This is a genomic window from Actinoallomurus sp. NBC_01490 (assembly GCF_036227085.1).
GTDB classification, from domain to species: Bacteria; Actinomycetota; Actinomycetes; order Streptosporangiales; family Streptosporangiaceae; genus Actinoallomurus; species Actinoallomurus oryzae.
Map to the genome: position 1 here is coordinate 4,323,196 of NZ_CP109433.1, position 18,501 is coordinate 4,341,696.

General features: G+C 72.7%; 18 protein-coding genes and 1 pseudogene. 12 read left to right on the forward strand and 7 right to left on the reverse strand.

The genetic code is table 11. The annotated features are described in order from the left end of the window. The first annotated feature begins 2 nt into the window (after positions 1-2). Both priA and hisF read left to right on the forward strand, forming a co-directional pair. A complete protein-coding gene (gene priA / locus OG417_RS20715; protein ID WP_329258457.1) occupies positions 3-725 on the forward strand; it encodes a bifunctional 1-(5-phosphoribosyl)-5-((5-phosphoribosylamino)methylideneamino)imidazole-4-carboxamide isomerase/phosphoribosylanthranilate isomerase PriA in 723 nt (240 codons plus the stop codon). Beyond that, positions 722-1,480: an imidazole glycerol phosphate synthase subunit HisF gene (gene hisF, locus OG417_RS20720; RefSeq protein WP_329258459.1), complete on the forward strand. Its 759-nt coding sequence runs from the start codon at positions 722-724 to the stop codon at positions 1,478-1,480. The genes priA and hisF overlap by 4 nt, the downstream gene beginning before the upstream one ends. 73 nt (positions 1,481-1,553) lie before the next feature. Here hisF and OG417_RS20725 read toward each other — a convergent pair whose 3' ends face one another. Continuing rightward, positions 1,554-2,699 (reverse strand): RNA-guided endonuclease InsQ/TnpB family protein, encoded by a 1,146-nt coding sequence (locus tag OG417_RS20725; RefSeq protein ID WP_329258461.1) that lies wholly within the window; start codon positions 2,697-2,699, stop codon positions 1,554-1,556. 323 nt (positions 2,700-3,022) lie between these two features. On the opposite strand from OG417_RS20725, the pseudogene OG417_RS20730 reads away from it, so the two are divergent. The 5 genes and pseudogenes from OG417_RS20730 to OG417_RS20750 form a co-directional block, all read left to right on the forward strand. After that, positions 3,023-3,946, forward strand: a pseudogene (locus tag OG417_RS20730) (MFS transporter); the annotation flags it as partial. Between the two features lie 82 nt (positions 3,947-4,028). Further along, positions 4,029-4,598, forward strand: coding sequence for a hypothetical protein (locus OG417_RS20735; RefSeq protein WP_329263190.1), 570 nt, complete (start codon positions 4,029-4,031; stop codon positions 4,596-4,598). A 130-nt stretch (positions 4,599-4,728) separates the two neighbouring features. Beyond that, a complete protein-coding gene (locus OG417_RS20740) occupies positions 4,729-5,238 on the forward strand; it encodes a hypothetical protein (protein WP_329258463.1) in 510 nt (169 codons plus the stop codon). 110 nt (positions 5,239-5,348) lie between these two features. Then, positions 5,349-6,371, forward strand: a complete 1,023-nt coding sequence (locus tag OG417_RS20745; RefSeq protein ID WP_329258466.1) for a protein kinase family protein — start codon at positions 5,349-5,351, stop codon at positions 6,369-6,371. 161 nt (positions 6,372-6,532) lie between these two features. Next, positions 6,533-7,423, forward strand: coding sequence for a helix-turn-helix domain-containing protein (locus OG417_RS20750; RefSeq protein ID WP_329258469.1), 891 nt, complete (start codon positions 6,533-6,535; stop codon positions 7,421-7,423). A 14-nt stretch (positions 7,424-7,437) separates the two neighbouring features. Here the strand turns inward: OG417_RS20750 and OG417_RS20755 are convergent, their stop codons facing one another. Both OG417_RS20755 and OG417_RS20760 read right to left on the reverse strand, forming a co-directional pair. Then, entirely contained in the window at positions 7,438-8,286 is an 849-nt protein-coding gene (locus tag OG417_RS20755) for an NAD(P)H-binding protein (RefSeq protein ID WP_329258472.1), read from the reverse strand. Next, positions 8,283-8,444 (reverse strand): nuclear transport factor 2 family protein, encoded by a 162-nt coding sequence (locus tag OG417_RS20760; RefSeq protein WP_329258475.1) that lies wholly within the window; start codon positions 8,442-8,444, stop codon positions 8,283-8,285. Before OG417_RS20760 ends, OG417_RS20755 begins: the two co-directional genes overlap by 4 nt. Positions 8,445-8,618: 174 nt before the next feature. On the opposite strand from OG417_RS20760, the gene OG417_RS20765 reads away from it, so the two are divergent. Both OG417_RS20765 and OG417_RS20770 read left to right on the forward strand, forming a co-directional pair. Next, positions 8,619-8,924, forward strand: coding sequence for a hypothetical protein (locus OG417_RS20765; protein WP_329258478.1), 306 nt, complete (start codon positions 8,619-8,621; stop codon positions 8,922-8,924). Between the two features lie 119 nt (positions 8,925-9,043). Then, positions 9,044-10,093 (forward strand): glucose 1-dehydrogenase, encoded by a 1,050-nt coding sequence (locus OG417_RS20770; protein ID WP_329258481.1) that lies wholly within the window; start codon positions 9,044-9,046, stop codon positions 10,091-10,093. 3 nt (positions 10,094-10,096) lie between these two features. Here the strand turns inward: OG417_RS20770 and OG417_RS20775 are convergent, their stop codons facing one another. Then, the gene (locus tag OG417_RS20775) at positions 10,097-10,654 is read right to left on the reverse strand and encodes a TetR/AcrR family transcriptional regulator (protein ID WP_329258484.1); all 558 of its coding nucleotides are present in this window, start codon (positions 10,652-10,654) and stop codon (positions 10,097-10,099) included. A gap of 106 nt (positions 10,655-10,760) precedes the next feature. Here OG417_RS20775 and OG417_RS20780 point away from each other — a divergent pair, with 106 nt between their 5' ends. Beyond that, entirely contained in the window at positions 10,761-11,900 is a 1,140-nt protein-coding gene (locus OG417_RS20780; RefSeq protein ID WP_329258486.1) for an FAD-dependent monooxygenase, read from the forward strand. 52 nt (positions 11,901-11,952) lie between these two features. Here the strand turns inward: OG417_RS20780 and OG417_RS20785 are convergent, their stop codons facing one another. Together OG417_RS20785 and OG417_RS20790 are read right to left on the reverse strand one after the other, a co-directional pair. After that, a complete protein-coding gene (locus OG417_RS20785; RefSeq protein WP_329258489.1) occupies positions 11,953-13,182 on the reverse strand; it encodes a HEAT repeat domain-containing protein in 1,230 nt (409 codons plus the stop codon). A 41-nt stretch (positions 13,183-13,223) separates the two neighbouring features. Then, complete coding sequence (locus tag OG417_RS20790; RefSeq protein ID WP_329258493.1) at positions 13,224-14,201, reverse strand: Lrp/AsnC family transcriptional regulator; 978 nt, start codon at positions 14,199-14,201, stop codon at positions 13,224-13,226. A gap of 107 nt (positions 14,202-14,308) precedes the next feature. Between OG417_RS20790 and OG417_RS20795 the strand changes: the two genes are divergently transcribed. Next, positions 14,309-15,781, forward strand: coding sequence for an MFS transporter (locus tag OG417_RS20795; RefSeq protein ID WP_329258496.1), 1,473 nt, complete (start codon positions 14,309-14,311; stop codon positions 15,779-15,781). Between the two features lie 200 nt (positions 15,782-15,981). Here OG417_RS20795 and OG417_RS20800 read toward each other — a convergent pair whose 3' ends face one another. After that, positions 15,982-16,620, reverse strand: a complete 639-nt coding sequence (locus OG417_RS20800; protein ID WP_329258498.1) for a TIGR03085 family metal-binding protein — start codon at positions 16,618-16,620, stop codon at positions 15,982-15,984. Positions 16,621-16,719: 99 nt separating this feature from the next. On the opposite strand from OG417_RS20800, the gene OG417_RS20805 reads away from it, so the two are divergent. Further along, entirely contained in the window at positions 16,720-18,501 is a 1,782-nt protein-coding gene (locus OG417_RS20805) for an ABC transporter ATP-binding protein (protein WP_329258500.1), read from the forward strand.

The window sequence follows — 18,501 nt, forward strand, 5'->3', positions numbered from 1 at the left end:
ATATGTCGCTTGTCCTGTTGCCCGCCGTCGACGTCGCCGACGGGCAGGCGGTGCGCCTCGTCCAGGGGGAGGCCGGTACCGAGACGTCGTACGGGGAGCCCCTCGACGCCGCGCTGGCCTGGCAGAGCGCGGGCGCCGAGTGGATCCATCTCGTCGACCTGGACGCCGCGTTCGGGCGCGGCTCGAACCACGCGCTGCTCGCCGAGGTGACCGGCAAGCTCGAGGTGAAGGTCGAGCTGTCCGGCGGCATCCGCGACGACGAGTCGCTCGCCGCCGCGCTCGCCACCGGCTGCGCGCGGGTCAACATCGGCACCGCCGCGCTGGAGAACCCCGCGTGGTGCCGCAAGATCATCGCCGAGCACGGCGACCGGATCGCGGTCGGCCTCGACGTACGCGGCACCACGCTCGCGGCGCGCGGCTGGACCCATGAGGGCGGCGACCTGTGGGAGGTGCTCGACCGCCTGGAGGCCGACGGCTGCCCCCGCTACGTCGTCACCGACGTCACCAAGGACGGCACCCTGCGCGGCCCCAACACCGACCTGCTGCGCGAGGTCTGCGGCCGTACCGACAAGCCCGTGGTCGCCTCCGGCGGCGTCTCCTCGCTCGACGACCTGCGGGCGCTGGCCGGGCTCGTCCCGGACGGGGTGGAGGGCGCCATCGTCGGCAAGGCGCTGTACGCCGGCGCGTTCACGCTCCAGGAGGCCCTCGCGGCGGTGGCGGGATGAGTGTCGCGGTACGCGTGATCCCGTGCCTGGACGTGGACGCCGGGCGCGTGGTCAAGGGCGTCAACTTCGAGAACCTGCGGGACGCGGGCGACCCGGTCGAGCTGGCCCGCCGCTATGACGCCGAGGGCGCCGACGAGCTGACCTTCCTCGACATCACCGCGTCCAGCGGCGAGCGCGCGACCACCTACGACGTGGTCCGCCGTACCGCCGAGCAGGTGTTCATCCCGCTGACGGTCGGCGGCGGCATCCGCACCGTGGACGACATCGACCGGCTGCTGCGGGCCGGCGCGGACAAGGTGTCGGTCAACACCGCCGCCATCGCCCGGCCGGAGTTCCTGCGCGAGGCCGCGCACCGGTTCGGCTCGCAGTGCATCGTGCTGTCGGTGGACGCCCGCCGCTCCGGTGACGGTTTCGAGGTGACCACGCACGGAGGGCGGCGCGGCACCGGGATCGACGCCGTCGAGTGGGCCCGGCGCGGCGAGGAGCTCGGCGTCGGGGAGATCCTGCTCAACTCCATGGACGCCGACGGCACCAAGGCCGGCTTCGACCTGGAGATGCTCCGGGCCGTACGCTCCGTCGTCAGCGTGCCGGTGATCGCCAGCGGGGGAGCGGGCGCGGTCGCGCACTTCGCCCCGGCGATCGCGGCGGGCGCGGACGCGGTCCTGGCCGCCAGCGTCTTCCACTTCGGCGAGCTGAAGATCTCCGACGTCAAGGACTCCCTGCGGCAGGCGGGCCACCCGGTCCGGTCAACTTGACCCGGTCCCGAAGGGCCGGGCTTGGAGGTAGCTCCCGGCTGGCTGCTGGGTGGGCTCCTCCGTCCAGACACCCCTATGGGGTGGCAGGGACGCGTGACTCACGCCCCGCGGTCCACGCAGCTTCGCCTTTGCGGGCGATGTTGCGGGAGGCGTTGCGGTCCGCGTGGGCAACGACCCCGCAGTTCCGGCAGAGGAAAACCGATTGGCTGACCCGGTTCTTGCTGTTGATGTGGCCGCACTCGGCGCACTGTTGTGAGGTGTAGGCCGGATCGACGAAGACCACGGGCACGCCGGCCCGTTTGGCCTTGTAGACGATGAAGTCTGCGAGCTGGGCGAAGGCCCAGGAGTGCAGCGCGACCCGTTGGGGCTTGCGGAGCCGTACCCTCTGCCGGATTCCTGTGAGGTTCTCCAGGGCGATTCCGGATGAGGTGCGTTCAGCCTCGGTCACGATCGTCTTGGCGATGATGTGATTCTGGTTGGCGGCGTGGCGATTCTCACTGCGTCTGCGTTTCTTGAGCAGCCGCTTGGCGGACTTGGTGCGCTTGTTCTGGAGCTTGCGGCGTAGTTCGAGTTGCCGCTTGCGGTGCCGGTTGAGTCCCCGCCCGGCGGCCTTGTAGCCGGTGGAGGTGGTGGCGATGGCGGCGATGCCCAGGTCCACGCCGATGAACCGGGCGGGCTGGTACCGCTCGGCTTCGGGCACCTCACAGGTGGCGATCAGATAGAACACACCATCACGCCGGACCAGATCGGATTCGCCCTGCCGGTGGGCCTGTAGCGTCTTGAGCGCGCCCGCCGAGCAGGCGAACCGAATGTTCTTCACCCGGCCGTCGATGGTCCACACCGATACGGTCCGGGCGTCGTACTGCCAGGACAGGCACCGGTCGTCATAGGGTTGCGCGGCCTCGGGGCGGAACACGACCGGTTTGCCTTCGGCCTTGATGCGGCGGCGAGAGCTTGGCTTGCCGAGGTTCCCGGCGCGGATGTTCGCCTTCAACGTGGTGTAGGCGTCACGGACCTTTTTGATCACGTGCTGGGCGGCTTGTGCGCCCAGGCCCCAGGACTTCAGCTCGGCATAGGTGTGCTTGCGCAGCTCGTACACATGCGGCACACCGTGGTCGAACGCCACGGCCGATACCCAGTTCGCCGCCTCGTTCACGGCGTGCAGGGTCCGCTCAAGCGCCAACGCCTGCCCGGCATCGGGCATGAGTTTGACCTGCACAACAAGCTTCACAGAAGGTAACCGTAACGTTCTCCTGTGTCACACAGGAGAGGAATCTCCCGATAACCACAGGGGTAACAGCGTCGCCTCCACCCCGCCTACACCCCGCACACACACTTGTTCTTAAGGCCCCAGCACCGGTCCAGGCGGCGCTGGCGCGCCGCACACGAGGGAAGCGATTCCTCCCGGCCCTAAAGGACCGGGGCTCCTCGCTAGACCACGCTGAAATTTCGTCCCCGGGACGTGTCGAGACTCCCGGGTGGGCTCCGACTTCCTCGTGAAAGCGCCCAACCGGGGCGCCGGATCGTTCGGGAGTCCTCACGATGAACACCACCGCCGGGAGGCGGGAGTGGATCGCGCTGGCCGTTCTCGCGCTGCCCACCCTTCTCGTCTCCATCGACGTGTTCGTGCTGCTGCTCGCGCTGCCGCGCCTGAGCACCGACCTGCACGCCGGTAGCACCGCGCAGTTGTGGATCATGGATGTCTACGGCTTCATGGTGGCCGGCTTCCTGATCACCATGGGCACGCTGGGCGACCGGATCGGGCGCCGGAGGCTGCTGCTCATCGGGGCCGCCGGGTTCGGCGCCGCCTCGGTGCTCGCCGCCTACTCCACCAGCGCCGCGATGCTCATCGCCGCACGCGCGCTGCTCGGCGTCGCGGGGGCGACGCTGGCGCCCTCGACGCTCGGCCTGATCGGCAACATGTTCACCGACCCGCGCCGCCGGGCGGTGGCGATCAGCGTGTGGATGGCCTGCTTCATGTCCGGCGCGGCCCTGGGCCCGCTCGTCGCCGGGGTCATGCTGGACCACTTCTGGTGGGGGTCGGTGTTCCTGCTCGGCGTACCCGCGATGGTGCTGCTGCTCGTGCTCGGCCCGGTGCTCCTGCCGGAGTTCCGCGACGCCGGGGCCGGGCGGATCGACCTGCCCAGCGTGGGCCTGTCCCTGGCCGCGATCCTGCCCCTGGTGTACGGCCTGAAGGAGCTGGCCCGCAGCGGCTGGCACGCCGTCCCGGCCGCCTCCGTCGTGGCGGGCGCGGTCTTCGGCTGGGTGTTCGTACGGCGCCAGTGCCGGCTGGAGGACCCGCTGCTGGACGTGCGCCTGTTCGCCCGCCGCGCGTTCGGGGCGGCGCTCGGCAGCATGATGTTCGGCACCATGCTCATGGGCGCGATGATGATGTTCATCGCCCAGTACTTCCAGCTCGTGCACGGGCTCACGCCGCTGACGGCCGGGCTGTGCATGCTGCCCGGCGTGGGCGGCTCGCTGGTGAGCTTCCTGGTGTCACCGCACCTCACGCGCTGGGTCCGGGCCCGCGTACCTCATCGGCGGCGGCATGGGCGTGTCCGTGTGCGGCCTGCTGCTGATCGCCCAGGCCGGCGCGGCGTCCGGCCTCGCCGCGGTCATGCTGGGCTTCGCGATCACCAACCTCGGCGCCGGCCCGATGGTGACGCTGGGCACGGACCTGGTGGTCGGCTCGGCGCCGCTGGAGAGGGCGAGCTCGGCGGGCGCGCTGAACGAGACGAGCGGCGAGTTCGGGTTCGCCCTGGGCATCGCGGCGCTGGGCAGCCTCGGCACGGCCGTCTACCGGGCCCGCGTCTCCGTCCCGGCGGGCGTTCCGGCCGGCGCCGCGCGGGCGGCCCACGACACGCTGGCGGGCGCGACCACCGCGGCCGGTCACCTGCCCGGCCGCGCCGGCGCCGGACTGCTCACCTCCGCCCGCGAGGCGTTCATGAGCGGCATGCACGTGGCCGCGACCGTCAGCGCGCTTCTGCTGGTCGCGGTCGCCGTGACCGTGGCGACCCTGCTCCGGGACGTCCACCCGGCCGGCGAGCGGGAGACCTCGGAGCCGTCCGATGCGCCGACCGCCCTGGAGGCGGAGGCCGCCGAAGTGTCGGCCGGCTGAGAGGTCGATCCGGCCGTCCGGGCGGGACGAGTCCGTGGCACCGGTCCACCGCCGATCGGCGTGACGCGGTCGCCCGAGGCGGTGCGGAGGCCTAGTGTGCTCCTCACCATCCCCCGCGGAGGAGAGTGCGATGACACCCCGAGGAACGACGGAGGACGTGCGCTCCGTCCAGGACGGGTACGCCGTGGCCGACCGTTACGTCAGGTTCTACCCGGTGATGGCGTTAGGGACGCTGGCGCTCGCGTTCCTGCCGCTCTTCGACGACGTGACGTTCAACGACGGTGCGGCCACCGTCCGGGATACGTACGGGACGGTGTTCGACATGGCGCGCCGGCCCGGGGGAGGCCCGGCGGTCATCGGCATGCTGTTGTTGTTCGGGCTGGTCGCGATGCTCGCCGTCGCCACGTTCGCGCCGCCGCGGTCCGCCGGGCTGCCGTCGGCGATCGCCGTCGTCGCCGCGCTGATCGTGTTGCTGCTCATCACCAAGCCGGGGACCGACACTCCCAAGCCGCACCTGAGCGACGGGGGCACCGCCGGTCTCGTCCTGGTCATCTGCGCGACGGTGCTCGGCGCGGCGCACGCCGTCCACCTGACCGTACTGGCCAGGCGCTCACGTCAGCGGCCCGCCGTGTCCGTGTAGTGCCTGTCTCAAAGTCCCCGTCCGGAGCGAGCGGCGCTGCGGCGAAGTGCCCTGACATGTCGCGCGGTGCGCGTCTGACCGCCCATAGCGCCGTCTCCACGTCCCTGGCCTTGTGCAGTGATCGTGCCCTGCGCGAACTCGTGGACGCGGCCGTGCCGATCGGATCCGGCATCGGCGGGAAGTCGGCCCTGCTGGAGGTCGCCGGAACCCCCGTCTTCGTGAAGCGGGTGCCCGTCACCGATCCGGAGAGGCAACCTGAGCACGTCCGGTCCACGGCGAATCTGTTCGATCTGCCCGTCTTCTGCCAGTACGGCATCGGCACCATCGGCGGGCCGGGCTTCGGGGCCTGGAGAGAGCTCGCCGTGCACACCATGACGACGAACTGGGTGCTCGCGGCGGAACATGAGGGCTTCCCCCTGATGTACCACTGGCGGGTGCTGCCGGACTCCACGCCCCTGCCCGAAGAACTGGCCGACATCGAACGGGCCGTCGCCTACTGGGGCGGCGGATCGCAGGTGCGCCGCCGGATCCGGGCTCTCCAGCAGTCCTCGGCGAGCGTCGCGCTGTTCCTGGAGTACATTCCGCAGAACCTGCACCAGTGGCTGGGCACGCAGGTCGCCGCGGGAGACCGAACCGCCAACCGAGCCTGCGCCATGGTGGAGAGGGAACTGGCGGTCGGCACCTCATTCATGAACCACCGCGGGCTCCTTCACTTCGACGCGCACTTCGAGAACATCCTGACCGACGGCCGGCGCCTCTACTTCGCGGACTATGGCCTCGCCATCTCCTCCGGGTTCGAGCTGTCGCAGGACGAGGCCGACTTCTTCGACCGGCACCAGACCTACGACCGCTGTTACACCGCCACGTATCTGGTGAACTGGCTGGTCACCGCTCTGTACGGGTACCAGGGGGAGGACCGGGAGGGCCGCGACGCGCTGGTGCGCGCCTACGCAGAGGGCAAGCGGCCCACAGGAATCCCAGAGGAGGCCGCGGCGATTCTCGCCCGGAACGCGCCGATCGCCGCAGTGATGTCCGACTTCAACCGCAAGTTCCAGCGCCAGAGCAGGCAGACCCCATACCCGCTGGAGGAGATCCGCCGGCTTGGCGGGATGGCCGGCTCGCCAGGACGGTGAGCCGGGCGGCGGGCGGACCGCCGGCAGCGGGCGGGGTCGCGGCGAAGGGTCCGGATCGGTATCGGATTCGGTAGGACTACCGATGTCGGTACGCCCGCGCCCGCCCATGATGATCCCTTGTCCTCCTTCGCCTGGAGCGCCGGAAGATCAAGGAGTCGCGAGTGTCATCGGCCTTGGCACGTACGAGCGCGGCCACGCCCGCGGACGCGAAGTCGCGGGCGGAGGTGGTCACGATGCGGGCCGGCAGGGTGACCGTCGCCCGCGTTCGTGGCCTGCCGCGCCTGGTGGCCGACGAGGTGCGCCGGGTCGGCGCCGCCGACCGTGACCTGCTCACGGCGGCGCTGTACCACGCCGGCCTGGCGGAGGCCGGACGAGACGAGCACAGACCCCGGGCGAAGCCGGGCGACCTCGTCGTCTTCGACCACGACCGGCCCTACGACCCCGCGGTCATCGACGCTCGTGACGTCGTGGTCGTCGCCCTGCCCGAAACCATGCTGGGCGCGGACGCCGGCCTCGTCCGGCGCACCGTGGGGAGGCCGCAACCGTGCGAGTCGGGGACGCGCGCGGTCCTGGCCGCCTTCCTGTCCAGACTGGCCGATCACCTCGACGACCTGCCCGGCACGGCCGGCGAGCACCTGGCGGACGCGCTGGTCTGCATGCTCGTCACGGCCGTCGCCGAGACCCCGACCGAACGCGCCGGGGCGACGGCCGAACGCGCCGGGGCGACGGCCGACCTGTTCGACCGGATCCGCGCCCACGTGCTCGCGGACCTGGGCGATCCGGAGCTGTGCGTGGAGTCCGTCGCCCGCAGGTTCGCCATCTCCCCGCGTCACCTGCACGAGCTGTTCCGGCGGCGGGGCATCGCCTTCGCCGCGTGGGTCAGGTACGAGCGCCTGGCCCGCGTCCGCCGGGATCTGCGGGACCCGGCCATGGTCACCCGAACCGACCGGGCGATCGCCGCCCGCTGGGGCCTGCGCGACGCCGCCCACCTGAGCCGCGCCCTGAGGCGGGAGTTCGGACAGACGGCCACCGAGATCCGCGCCAGGGCATGAGCCGGTGGCACGCGTCATCCGCTTCGTGTCATCTCTCGTTCGGCGACCGCGCGGAAGCCGCGCGGCGGGCGGCCGGTGAGGCGCTGGACGACGTCGGTGGTGCGGTCCTCGGCCCCCTCGGCGATGGCCCGGTCCATGCCGGCCAGCATCGCGGCGAAATCCGGCGGGACGTGCGCCGCGAGCCGATCGCGCATCCGCTCAGGAGACAGCCGGCGATGGACCACGGGCCGGCCGGTGACCTCGGTGATGATCACGGCGATGTCGTCGTGGCTCAGCGCCTCCGGTCCGGTGAGGACGAGGTCGGTTCCGGGGGCGTGGTCGTCGGTCAGGGCGTGGACGGCGACGGCCGCGATGTCCTCGGCGTCGACGAAGCCGACACGACCGCTCCCGGTGGCGGTCCAGATGACGCCTTCCTCGCGGATGCTGAGGGCGTGGGCGTGCGTGCCGGTGAAGTTCTGCATGAACCAGGACGGCCGCAGCACCGCCCACTGCGCGAACAGGCCGGGCAGGGCCTGGTGCACCCTGCCGACCGCCGGGCCGCCCTCGGGTATGGCCGAGGAGCTGAGGAGCACCGCGCGGCGTACTCCGGCGATGCGGGCCTGCCGGAGGAAGGGCAGCATGACCGCCGCCGGGTCGGAGTCGCCCAGGGGCGGTATGAGGTAGACGCGGTCGACTCCGTCGAGGGCGTCGAGATGAGTGGCGGGCTCGTACCAGTCGAAGCGGACCGGTTCGGCGCCGGGGACCGGGGTGGCGTGACGGCCGGCCGCCCTGACCCGGTGGCCGGCGGCGGTCAGCCGCGCGGCGACGCGGCTGCCGGTGGTGCCCGTCGCGCCGATGACAAGAGTGGCGCCGGTGACGGTCATCGGGTGCTCCCGGCGAAGTCGGCGCCGGGCCGCAGGACGGCGAGGGGGTTCCAGTAGTCGCGGTAGAAGGTGATGCGTCCGTCCTCGACGGTCACGACGGCGATGTAGGTCATGTCGAAGGGATCGCCGGTCTGCACCAGGCGGCCGACGCCGCGCATCTCGACCACGATGGTCCGCGGGTCGGTGGTCTGGTGGATTCGCGGTCAGGGTAGTCGCGCATGTAGGCGGCGATGGCCGCCTTGCCCGCCAGACGCTCGGGCCAGCCCTGCGGGGCGAAGGGGAACTCCATGACCCCGTCCTCGGCCCACAGGCCGACCCAGCCGGGGATGTCCTTGGCCAGCAGCAGTCGCAGGCCGTGGTGGTACAGATCAGCGCTGGCCCTGGAGGGAACCGGAGGCGGCAGCCCTTACCAGGCAGGGCACTACGAGCGGTGGCACGGCCTGCTCCGGGGCGTGCTGGAGCGGATTCCCGAGCCGGCCGACGGCGACTTCACCGCCCACGCGCTGCTCGCCGCCGTCCGAGCCGACCTCGTCGAACATCTGGCCGGCCGGGAAGGCGTGCCCCGGGAGAGGATGCGGGCCCGGCTGGCGGACTTCACCGCCAGAGTCCTGGGCTCACCCGCGACCGCCGGGGACTGACGGCCCGGCGCCGGGACGCTCGCCGAGCAGAGTCACGAATCTCCCAAGTCGGCCATCCTGGGCACCCCGTGGGCGTTAGGTTCGGCGGTTCGGGATGATGAAGCGTGGAGGGGATCATCATGCGTGCTCTGACCGTCGTGCCGCACCAGGCCGGTTCGCTCGCCGTGACGGAGGTGCCCGACCCGATGGCGGGGGAGGGCGAGCTGCTCGTCGACGGGCTCGCGCTCGGCGTGTGCGGTACCGACCGGGAGATCGCCGGCGGGCAGTACGGCTGGGCGCCGGCGGGGGAGGAGCGTCTCATCCTCGGCCACGAGTCGCTCGGCCGGGTCCGTGAGGCGCCCGCCGGGAGCGGATTCGCCCCCGGAGACCTGGTCGTCGGCGTCGTGCGGCGGCCCGACCCGGTGCCCTGCGGCGCGTGCGCGCACGGTGAGTTCGACATGTGCCGCAACGGCCGGTACAGCGAGCACGGCATCAAGGAGATCCACGGCTACGGCTCGGAACGGTGGACCGTCGAGGCCGACTACGCCGTACGCCTCGACCCGTCGCTGGAAGACGTCGGGATGCTGGTCGAGCCGACCACGGTGGTGGCCAAGGCGTGGGAGCACATCGAGCACATCGGGCGGCGCGCCTGGTTCGAGCCGCGCTCGGTGCTCGTCGCCGGCGCCGGGCCGATCGGGCTGCTCGCCGCGCTGCTGGGCTCCCAGCGCGGCCTGGACGTCCACGTCCTGGACCGGGTGGAGCGCGGGGCCAAACCGGAGCTGGTGTCCGCACTCGGCGCGACCTACCACACGGGGTCGATCCCGGAGGCCGCGGCGAAGGCGGAGCCGGACATCGTCATCGAGGCCACCGGGGTTCCGCGGCTGGTGCTCGACGCCATGGCCAACAACGCGGCGGCGGGCGTCGTCTGCCTCACCGGCGTGTCGCCGACCGGGCGGCCGGTGGAGGTCGACGCGGGCTCGCTCAACCGCGACATCGTGCTGCAGAACGACGTGGTCTTCGGCACGGTGAACGCCAACCACCGCCACTACCGGCAGGCCGTGAGCGCCCTGGGCCAGGCCGACCACGCGTGGCTGTCCGGCCTGGTCACCCGCCGGATCCCGCTGGAGCGGGCCCAGGAGGCGTTCGAGCAGGGCGGGGAAGAGATCAAGGTCGTCATCGACCTTCAGTGATCACTACAGCGGTCCGGTGAGGTACCGCTCGACGGTGGGCGCGAGCGAGGCGACGAGCTCCTCGGTGTCCAGGGCGACGATCTGGGGCAGCCGGAGGATGTAGCGGCACAGGGCGACGCCCAGCAGCTGGGTGGCGACGAGCGCCGCGCGCACCGGGCCCTCCTCCGTCGGCGGGCCGAGCGTCGTGCCGACCTGGGTGGCGAAGACGGCGCGCATGCGCTCGGCGGCGGCCTCGTTGGTGATGGCCGAGCGCAGCAGCACGGTGAGCACGCCGCTGGAGCGCTCGCCCTCCCACGTCGAGAGGAAATGCCGTACGAGGACCTCGGCGCGGCGTTCGGGCGGCAGGTCGCCGACGGCGGGCAACTCCAGGTCGACGTCGACGGCCGCGGCGAACAGGCCGTCCTTCGAACCGTAGTAGCGCATCACCATCGACGGGTCGATGCCCGCGTCGGCCGCGATCGCGCGGATCGTGGCGCGTTCGTAGCCGTCCTCGGCGAAGCGGCGGCGTGCGGCGGTGAGGATCGCGTTGCGGGTGTCCTCCGAGCGCTGGGTGAAGGCCATGCCACAAGTGTAGGCCAACACGTGTTGGCAAACGCCGGAGGCGGGCGTAGAGTCAATGCCAACAAGCGTTGGCCACCAACGGTTGGCCCTAGGAGGTCGAGTCGAGATGTCGAAGCTTCCCGCCACCGCCGACGTCGTGGTCGTCGGCGCCGGTCCCACCGGGCTCACGCTCGCCGCGTTCCTCGCCCAGGGAGGCGGCGACGTGGTCCTGCTCGACCGGGTCGCCGAGGGCGCGAACACCTCGCGCGCCGCCGTCGTGCACGCCCGCACACTGGAGGTCCTGCAAGGGCTGGACGTCACCGGGGAGCTGGTCGCCCGCGGGCTGATCACGCCGGTCTTCACCGTCCGCGACCGGGACCGCGTGCTGCTGACCGTGCCCTTCGACGGGCTGCCCACCGCGCACCCGTACACGCTGATGATCCCGCAGAACGTCACCGAGCAGGTGCTGCTCGCCCGGCTGCACGCCCTCGGCGGCCAGGTGCACCGGCCGCATGAGGTGGTCTCGGTCACCCAGGACGACACCGGAGCCACGGTCACGACCGCCACCGGGGAGCGGATCCGCGCCCGTCACGTCGTGGGTACCGACGGCATGCACAGCGTGGTCCGCGAGCAGGCCGGCATCGGTTTCGCCGGGGGCAGCTACGAACAGACGTTCGTGCTCGCCGACACGCGCCTGGACTGGGCCCTCCCCGGCGACGAGGTCCAGCTCTTCTTCGGCGCGGAGGGGCTCGTCGTCGTCGCGCCGATGCCGGGCGGCCGGCACCGGTTCGTCGCGACCGTCGACGAGGCGCCGGAGAACCCCGGCCTGGAGGACGTGCAGGCGCTCCTGGACGCCCGCGGCCCGCGCACCGACCCGGCGCGCGTACGGGAGGTGCTGTGGACCTCGCGGTTCCACGTCCACCACCGGATCGCCGACCGCTACCGCGAGGGGCGGATCATCCTCGCCGGCGACGCGGCGCACGTGCACAGCCCGGCCGGCGGCCAGGGCATGAACACCGGCATCCAGGACGCCGCCGAGCTCGCCCGGCGCCTCCTCGACGGCACCGAGGACGGCTATGAGGCGGTGCGCCGCCCGGTCGCGGAGGACGTGGTCGCCATGACCGACCGGATGACCCGCGCCGCCACCGTGAACAACCCCGCCGCCCGCGCGATCCGCAACACCCTGCTGACCGTCGCCGGCCACAACTCCGCGGTGCGCCGCACACTCGCGATGCGCCTGTCCGAGCTCAAGACCGCGCGCGGATAGGCACCGCCCGGAGCCCGCGCGGACAGGGACGCGTGCTCCTGTCCGCGCGGGTTCAGCGCCGGCCGCCGACCAGGCGGCCGGCCGCCGCGGACCGTACGCACGGCTCCTCGGCGTCCTCATGCCGCAGGCGCCGCAGCCGGTCCCGCGCCTCGCCCTCGAGAGGCACGGCCCCGGCGGCGATCCGGCGCGCGCCGTCCTCGCAATCCCACAGGGCCTCCAGCAGATACGGCTCGGCGATGTGCGGGTCGATCGCGGTGAGCGCGCCGAGGACGTGGACGCGCAGGCCCGAGCTCGCGCTGTGTTCCCAGGCGTGCAGCAGCGGCGGGATCGCCCGGCGTGACCGCAGCCGGCCGAGCCCGTCGGCGGGTACGGCGGCCAGGTCCCAGTCCTCGTCGGCGAGGCAGGTCTCCAGCGCCTCCAGCAGCGGCGGCACGTCCCGGTCCGTGCCGTGCGCGGCGAGCACGTCGATGCCGACGTCCTGGTACGAGCGACACTCCGCGGTCCACTCGCGGGCCCGGGGGAGCGCGCGGGCGCCCAGGTCGCGTACGGCCCGACACAGCGGGCCGTCGTGGGCGCCGCCCGGCAGGAGTTCCTCGGCCAGGTCCAGGACGAGCGGGCTGCGGCGGCGGCCGAGTTCGAGGATGGCCGCGGTCACCTCCTCGCCGTGCCCGCGGGCGAGGGCGGCCAGGTCGTCGTCGGTACGCCCGGACAGCGCGGCCCGTGGCTCGTGCGGGCGTACTTCGGGCCTGCGGGCGGCGGCGATGCGCGGGTGGCGCGCGGCCCATTTTCGCGTCACCGCCCCGTCGACGCCGCACAACCAGGCCAGTTCGTGGTCGTCGCACCGGGCCGCGGCGACCTCGTCCAGCCCTTCGGCCAGCGTCGGGTCGTCCAGCTCGACGAGTTCGGCGAGCGCGGCGTACCAGTTGCCGCCCTCGCGGGCGTACCGGCGCAGGGGCACGGCCGCCTCCAGCCGGCCGAGCCGCACCAGCCGGGCGAGGACGTCGACGGTCAGGTTGGTCCGGTCCTCGTCGGGGTCGTCGTGGTCCACCGGATCGAACAGGTGGGCGACGAGGGGGCCGAGGCCGAGTTCGAGATCACATATCAGCCGCGCGTAGTACAGGCCGCGGTCCTCGAGCGTGTCCCACCGGGGATCGTGGAAGACGCAGTCGTAGACGAGCTCGCCCGTACCGGGTGTGCCGGCGGCGCGGCGTGCCGCGCAGCCCCGCCCGCGCTGCAGGCGGCCGTGCAGCGATTCCGCTGGATGAAGGACGATGTCTGTCACGATCGCAGGATGCGCACCCGACTACAAAACGGGCAAGCAAATTACGGCTTCAGGACCGTCCCCGCCCGCTTGACGGTACGGATCACCGGCGCCGTCTCCAGCCGCTCCACCCCCTCCAAAGGCCCGATCCGCTCGGTCAGGTAGCGGTAGAGCGCCTGGTCGTCGCGGCAGACCACCCCCGCCATGAGGTTCGTCGGGCCGGTCGTCGCGGCGGCGAAGGTGACCTCGAGATGGCCGGCGAGTGCCCGGCCCACCGAGGCCAGCTCGGCCGGGCGCACCGACATCCACAGCCGCGCCTCAACATGGAAGCCCAGCGCCTCCGTCGGGATGTCGAGGTCGTAGAACAGCACCCCGCCGGCGACGAGCCGGTCCATCCGCCGCCGGACGGTCGACTCCGACCAGCCCGTGACGGCGGCCAGCTCGGCGTGGCCCGTCCGCCCGTCCAGGGACAGCGCGGCGAGCAGCGCCCGGTCGCCGTCATCGAGGACGACCGGCCCATCCTCCGGCGCCGGCAGGGGGCCGGGCCGCAGCCGTTCGGCCTGCTCCGCCGACAGGGCCGTGGCGATGCCGGGCCAGCCCACCCGGCCGCCCACGAACAGGTGGAGCTGGGAGTGCGCGGTCACCGACGACACCCGGCCGGTGCGCGGCAGCCGCTGCAACAGCAGAGCGCCGCGCTCCTCCGCGGTGCGCGCCATGGTGCCGCAGGTGATCTCCGTGCCACCGGACAGCAGGTGCACCCAGTACGTGTCGGAGCGCCGGGCCAGGGCGTCGGAGATCGGTCCCGCGGCGTCCGGGGCGCACCGCATCCGGATGGCCCATGCGGTGTAGCCGAGCCGCGTGTGATCCATCGAGCCCACGACCCGCAGAACACCCGTCGTGCGCAGCCGCCGGTAGCGGCGCGCGACGGTCTGGTCGGAGACGCCGAGCACCTCGGCGATGCGGCCGAAGGGCGCGCGGGCGTCGATCGCCAGCGCGTGCACCACGCACCGGTCGAGTTCGTCCATCGTGACGGATTCCACCGTCCGAGACTATCTGGCGTCGAAAACCACCGTTAATCGGCGGCTGGCTATGGAACATCGCCGCAGATCGGGATCGTGGGAGCTCCCGACGGAGGAAAGGAACACCGATGCGCAAGTGGTTGCCCCTGGTGGCGGTCTGCCTGGGGGCGTTCATGCTGCTCGTGGACGTCACGATCGTCACGGTCGCGCTGCCGCAGATGGCCCGGGGCCTGAAGGCCTCCTTCTCCGGCCTGCAATGGGTGCTCGACATCTACGCCCTCTCGCTCGCCGCGCTGCTCCTCGGCGCGGGCGCCCTCGCCGACCTGCTGGGCCGGCGGCGCGTGTACGTGGCCGGGCTCGTCCTCTTCGCCGCGGCCTCTCTGGCCTGCGGTCTCGCACCGAACGCCGCGACCCTGATCGCCGCCCGCGGCGTGCAGGGCGTCGGCGGCGCGGCGATGTTCACGACCACGCTGGCGCTGCTCGGCAGCGCCTACCACGGCCGGGACCGCGGCGTGGCCTTCGGCGTGTGGGGTGCGGTCAACGGCGTCGCCGCGGCCGGCGGCCCGATCCTCGGCGGTCTGCTCACCGAACACGTGAGCTGGCGGGCGATCTTCCTGGTCAACCTGCCGGTCACGGCCGTGACCATCGCCCTCACGCTCGCCTGCGTCCGGGAGACCGGACGAATGCCCGGCGCGCGGCCGGACGTGGCGGGCCTGTGCTCGTTCACGGTCTGCGCGGGCGCGCTGACCTACGGGCTGATCCGCGCGGGCGGCGACGGGTTCGGCGCCGCGGTCCCGCTGCTGATGTTCGGCCTGGCCGCCGTGGCCCTGGTCGTCTTCGTCGCCGTCGAGCGCCGCGCCCGCCGCCCGCTGCTAGACCTGACGCTGTTCCGCAGCCCCTCCTTCAGCGCGATCATGCTCGGCGGCGCGCTGCTGATGGCCTCGGCGTTCGCCTGCCTGGCCTTCACCTCGGTCTGGCTCCAGGCCGTCCTGGGCCTCGGGCCGGTGAAGGCCGGACTGGCCGTGGTGCCCATGGCGGCGACGTCGTTCGTCGTCTCCGCCGCCGGCGCGCGGGTCCTGCACCGCGTCCCGCCGCGCCTGACCATCGGGATCGGCCTGCTGCTGATCGGCGCCGGGGCGGGTCTGCAGGGCGTGCTGTCGGCCGGATCCACCTGGACCGCGATCACGCCGGGCCTGATCGTCGGCGGCGTCGGCGTGGGCCTGGCGATCCCGTCGCTGTCGTCGGCGGCGATGGCGGCGGCCCCGCACGAGCGCGGCGGCATGGCCGGAGGCGCGCTGAACACCGCGCGCCAGCTCGGGTACGCCCTCGGCGTCGCGGTGCTGGGCGTGCTCATGCGGGCGCGCGTCGAGCACGTCCTCACCGGTCACGTGCCCGACCCGCACGGCATGGCCGGTGCGGTCGGCGGCGGGCGGGCGCCGCACCTGCCGATCGTGCGTTCCGCCGCCGCCTCCGGTCTGAACACGGTCTACGCGGTCTCGGCCGGGCTGGGCCTGGCCGCGGGCGTCATCGTCCTGCTGCTGGTGCGCTCCCCGCAGCCCTCGGCGGCGCCGGAACCCGACCGCGAGGCCGTCGCCGCATGATCGAGCGAAGCGAGGGAATCAAAAGGCACGCGCCCGTGGTCACTCCCTCCGACGAAGGAGGGCTCATGACCGGCACGTGACCGGCCCGCCGCGCCGGGCCGGTCACGTGGACACGGTCACGGGGGCTGCTCGCGTGGGTGCTGCTCACGGGGGCCGTTTACGTGGTGCCCCGCTCACGGGACCGCTCACGCGCGTGCCGGTCACATCCGCCAGCGCGACTGCGACAGCACGTTCACGGCCTCGGCCTCGCCGGTCAGCTCGACCCGCGCGACCTTCCCGCGGCCCGCCGTCCACAGCGTCAGCTCGCTCGGCAGGCCGCGGACGCGGGCCTGCTTGCCGTTCTTGGTCAGGCGCTGCGTGCGCCCCTCCGGCTCGGCCAGGGTGACCTGAACCGGGACCCGCCGCAGGAGGAACCGGCCCACCGACAGCCGCCGCCACAGCTGGTCCTCCAGGGCGGCGGGCAGCTCACGGGGCTCCCACCCGGGCCGCGCCCGGCGTACGTCCTCGTGGTGGACGAAGAACTCGACCGTGTTTGCCGCGCCCTCGACCCCCGGCAGACCCATCGGCGACCAGGCCGGCGGCCCCTGGCGGAGCAGGGCGACCAGCCGGGGGAAGGGCGTCTCGGCGATGATCCGCCGCTGGACCCGCGCGGTGTACCCGGCCAGCAGCGGCACCATGATGCCCGGCGCCGCGTCCGGGCGGCGTTCGCGCAGCAGCAGATGGGCCGCCAGATCGCCGGTGGTCCAGCCCTCGCAGAGCGTCGGGGCGTCCGGGCCGGTCTCGGCCAGCAGGTCGCACAGCGCCTCGCGCTCGGCACGTGCCCAGTTCTGGTTCACCACCCTCGTGATCGTAAGCCCCGTCGTCCGGCAGCGGAATAACCGAGCGGTTTCGCGTGATAGGTCTTATCGGCCCCGTTACCGGCCGTGAGAGGGGATTTGATGCCGCAAAAGGTGACATCCGACATCCTGCGCAAGGGGATGCGGGTGCTGGGAGTCGCCGTCCGGGCCGAGCCCCTCCTCTTCGTCCTCGCCGTCGTCTTCAGCGGCCTGTACGCCGCGATGACCGTCGCCAGCGCCTGGGTCCTCGGCCGCGTCACCGAGAACGTCGTCCTGCCGGCCTTCGAACGCGGCCACACCACCGCCGGAGCGCTGACGCTCGGGGCCCTCGCCATCACCGGCGTGGCCGCGCTGAAGGCCCTCGGCGTCGCCGGCCGGCGCCTGTTCGCCGGGATGATGCAGTACAACATGCAGGCGACCTACCGCCGGGCCGTCACACGTCAGTACCTCCGCCTGCCGCTCGCCTGGCACCACCGCCACCCCACCGGGCAGCTGCTGTCCAACGCCAACGCCGACGTGGAGGCCGCCTGGGCGCCGATCGCGCCGTTGCCCATGGCCACCGGCGTCGTCCTCATGCTCCTCATCGCCGCGATCGAGATTCTCGCCACCGACGTCATGGTCGCCGTCGTCGGCTTCCTCGTCTTCCCCGCGATCGCCGGGCTCAACGTCGTCTACCAGCGGCGCCTCGCGCCGATCGCGGCACGGGCCCAGCAGCTGCGCGCGGAGGTCAGCGAGGTCGCGCACGAGAGCTTCGACGGCGCCCTCGTCGTCAAGACCCTCGGCCGCGAGGCCGCCGAGACCGAGCGGTTCGCCACGGTCGCCGGCGAGCTGCGCGACGCCAACGTGGCGGTCGGGCGCGTGCGGGGCATGTTCGACCCGGTCCTGGAGGCGCTGCCCAACCTCGGCGTCCTCGCCGTCCTGCTCGTCGGCTCGATCCGCCTGCGCGCCGGCGACATGAACGCCGGCGACCTGGTGCACGTGGCGTACCTGTTCACGCTGCTGGCCTTCCCGATCCGCGCGCTCGGCTGGGTGCTCGCCGAGGTGCCGCGCAGCGTGGTCGGCTGGGACCGCGTCCGCGGCGTCCTGGACGCCACCGGCGAACTCCCGTACGGCGACCGGAGGCTGACCGGCGACGGCCCGGCGCGTCTCGAGGTGCGCGCCATCCGGTTCGGCTACACCGACGGCGACGTCCTGCACGACGTGGCCTTCACCGCCGAGCCGGGCCACACGATCGCCCTGGTCGGCCCGACCGGCTCGGGCAAGTCCACCCTCACGAACCTGCTCGTACGGCTCGTCGACCCGGCGAGCGGCGACGTGCTCCTCGACGGCGTCGACGTGCGCGACGTCGAGCGCGGAGGCCTCGCCCGTACGACCGCGGTGGTCCCGCAGCAGACCTACCTGTTCGACGACACGGTGCGCGGCAACGTCACGCTCGGCCTCGACGTCCCCGACGCGGACGTGTGGGAGGCGCTCCGGCTGGCCCAGGCCGACGGCTTCGTCTCGGCGATGGAGGACGGCCTCGACACGCGGGTGGGGGAGCGCGGAGCGACCCTGTCCGGCGGGCAGCGGCAGCGGCTGGCCCTGGCCCGCGCCCTCGTACGCCGGCCCCGCCTGCTGATCCTCGACGACGCCACCTCCAGCGTGGACCCGCAGGTCGAGGCGCGCATCCTCAGCGGCCTGCGCGACTCGGAGGCGACCGTGGTCGTCGTGGCGTACCGCAAGGCGACGATCGAACTCGCCGACGAGGTCATCTACCTCGAACGCGGCCGGGTCGCCGGCCAGGGCCCGCACACGGAGCTGCTCGAACGCTCCGAGGGCTACCGCAACCTCGTGACCGCATACGAGCGGGACGAGGACGACGAGAGCGAAGGGGTGCCCGCGTGA